Here is a 3,107-nt window from a genome sequence, read left to right as displayed (position 1 = left end):
CATTTTGTCTTCAATCCAGCTCAGCCAAACATCCACACGCGTATCCACCCCACCCTTTTCACAATCACTCTGATCGTATGCATGCGAGGTAATACCGATGACTCGACGCTTGTTCTCACTGGTTGTCTCGATGTCTAGATAAGTTGGGCCGCCAGAATCACCATGGCATTTTCGCGAAGTAGTCGAATCCGCCCCTATCTGCATTTCCATCTCACCTATTTCATTGATGGTCGACTCTGCACAGATTTTCACACCAACAGAGCCTGGCTCTGGTGGCTCCCACATACTTTGTTGCTCAGCGGTCTGCTGACCCCATCCCGCGATACCTACAGAAAGGCCTGTAGTCATCTGGCTCGCTTCCTCTCTCGAAATAACAATCGCCGGAGTAAGCTCCATGGGTTCCTTGAGGAAGATAAGGCCAATATCGCTAAAATCACCTGGGCCAGTCACATTGTTCATTGAATTGATATCGAATCCAGGATGCTTAATAAACTCAACCGCCTCTATCGCGCTCGCCGGCAACACTGCGGATTCTCCTGCCAAACTAGACAAATCTGCCTCTGGGCTGACCCAGTAAGACGCTCGGTCTACTTCACCAAAACCCATGGTTAGGAGTGTAGGATCCAAACAGTGGGCCGCCGTAAGCACCACATCTGGGGCGATTAAGGTGCCGGTGCACGAGATTTGAACCACTTCTTGAGTGCCGAAACCCTGCACGGTAATCGCAGCGTCGGTGATAATCGCCACAGCAGTAGGATATTCGGCCTCAGTACATGAGCGTCCGTTGATAATCGCTTCTTCAATCGCCTCTGCTGGTTGGAGATGCCAATCACCATCTGAACCTGTTTCGCATCCCATAAGGGGGGTGCACATCAAGGCAGTGAGTCCGGCCAAATACTTCAAGGGCTTCATCATCTATCTTCTCCTGGGAGGCTATCGGTGAATTCAGCGGGCAACTGAGTCCATCCGTGAACCAGGAAAGTAGTGACTCTGGGCGCTTTCGGCAAGAGAAAAAATAGATGTTCCCATGACGGAGGGGGGTTCACTAAATCGACAATAGGCTAATGTTTTTAGATTAGTTTAAGTGTTTCCACTAAAACTGTTAGGATTGGCGAGGCTTTATTTTGAAAGCTTCGCTTTCTCTAAAAGAACCGGGTAGCGATAACCCGCTCCAAAATCCTTGTCTTGAACCACCAAGCCTTCGACCACAACCGTCTCTCCAACGGCTACCTGAACATCTGTGGTGATGGTCAAATCGTGGGTTCCGGCGGAAGCATTTCCACTGCCATCTTGGATGTGAATCCAGTTCACACCGAGAATGGCCTCATTAAATTTTACCACTTTGCCAGATACTTTGACCGATTTACCGGCCATCGTGGCGACACCCGCATGAACCGATTCAATGCTCACTGCTCCTGCTGGAAGGACAATTTTTGCTCTAGGACTTGGATTGGTCTTCTCACTGGCTGCGCCGGTACTTTTGTCACCGACCAAACCAGACCCAAAGTAGATGATCTTAAAGGTTCGTTTGAGGCTTGGGCTTTGGAAATTTTCCATTGCGGATGGGCTACGGATCTCAACCACATCACCTACCTTAACCTCAGTAGATGGAATCGCGGCCCAAATCGTCGCTTTTTCGGCTTGAAGTTCCAAATAAGTGTAACGCCCAGCATCGATTCGCTGACTTACAGTACCAGCAAGCTTGGCTACCGGCTTCTTGTTCGCATCCCCTCCCAGCGCATCCGCAATCTGCGCTTCAAGTGAAACCGCCGATGGTGATGGCACCTTAGCCACTTGCTTCGGCGCCTCTTCGGCACAACCCACGAAAATGTAGAACAAGGAAATAGAAACGAGATTAATCTTAATATGTGTCATAGCCCAAGTCACCTACGCCCTTGGCCGTATGAGTGTCAACGGATAGCCGGTATTTCAACCGCGTCGGCGGTGCTTGGCTCGTAGTTCTTCGATCATAAGATGCAGGTCATCTTTATCCCCAAAGAGAAACTCTTGAATCTGCAATCCAATACCCTTTGGCTTATTTAAACGCTCGCTGTCTTCTGCATTCACGGAGTAAATCACCCGCCCTACCCCATGCAGCACTGCCATCAACTCGAGTAGATGAATTGAGAAATTCACCTCCTGCATCTTCTCGAAAGTCTTATCTGTGGGAATAAACAATCCGTCATGGCGGATATTGGCGTCGTATTCTTGGAGTAATTGAAACTGAGTTTCATAGGTTACATGCAAGTCTTCTTTGAAATCATGGGCATGACGTCGTTCTTCCATTTCCGAAATCATATCTTCCAGTAAATCAATGTAGGCTTGGCTCCGTTCCGTAAGCTGAACACCCATTTCAAAAACAAACATCTGAGCCGAAGTTCGTGCAGCCTTTCGACACCAACGTACCTGTCCTTTGAGAGCTATCTCCCCTTCAGGCGCGGTTAACCTCATTTCCAGGATCCCTGGAGGATTAATCCCTCGCTTGGCACTGATACCTAAACCACCAGATGAGAAATCGATGGTAAAACCAAATATACGGGTGTCTTCCCATGTAAATCGCATGGGGTACCGACGGGCATAACGCTTATGTTTTCTGAGTTTCTTGCTCAAAACCTAATAATCCCCCGAATAAATCCAGAGCTCTCCTAAAATAGTAGCGCTCTATTCGGGTAAGGCCAACTCAGATCGAAAGTTCTGTTTCAATCGAATCAATAAAATCCAACAAATCCGGATGCTTTAGAGCTTTGAGCTTATGTTTTTGACTGATTCTTTCGGCCGACCGCTCCATCGAGCGTGAATAAGTGGGGTCGTAATGAGTTTCTAGCATATCCGCTACGAAAGCGGTCCATTGCTGACTATCAATCAGATCGAACCAGTACTTTATCTTTTCTGTGCCCCGAATGCGCTTTAACAAGCCGATACGTTCCTTAAGAAAGTCCGGTTTCTGGCAAAAATAGTCGTAGGTTTCAAGCAAGTACTCTACCCGTGCCTCAAGAGGCGCCGTCACTTCTACCACATTGGCTGAGCGCATCTTGCGCCAAAGCTCACTTGGAATATGAATTGCGCCTATTTGATTACTCTCGGATTCAAGCCAAATAGGTTTCGCT

Annotated in this window: 4 protein-coding genes; all 4 read right to left on the bottom strand. The window is 48.2% G+C overall.

Annotation, left to right across the window (positions count from 1 at the left end; genetic code table 11):
* Nucleotides 1-915: trypsin-like serine protease (locus HOK28_09930; GenBank protein ID MBT6433399.1), on the bottom strand; the 915-nt coding region annotated here is incomplete at its 3' end.
* Between the two features lie 204 nt (nt 916-1,119).
* Nucleotides 1,120-1,875: a nucleotide-binding protein gene (locus tag HOK28_09925; protein ID MBT6433398.1), complete on the bottom strand. Its 756-nt coding sequence runs from the start codon at nt 1,873-1,875 to the stop codon at nt 1,120-1,122.
* A 54-nt stretch (nt 1,876-1,929) separates the two neighbouring features.
* Nucleotides 1,930-2,562, bottom strand: a complete 633-nt coding sequence (locus HOK28_09920; GenBank protein ID MBT6433397.1) for a hypothetical protein — start codon at nt 2,560-2,562, stop codon at nt 1,930-1,932.
* 118 nt (nt 2,563-2,680) lie between these two features.
* Nucleotides 2,681-3,107, bottom strand: a 427-nt coding sequence (locus HOK28_09915; protein MBT6433396.1) for a tRNA 2-selenouridine(34) synthase MnmH, incomplete at its 5' end; no start/stop codon positions are given.

Source organism: Deltaproteobacteria bacterium, from assembly GCA_018668695.1.
Classification (GTDB): domain Bacteria; phylum Myxococcota; class XYA12-FULL-58-9; order XYA12-FULL-58-9; family JABJBS01; genus JABJBS01.
Note: the sequence above shows the minus strand (reverse complement) of the source record. Positions and strands in the feature narration are given on the sequence as shown.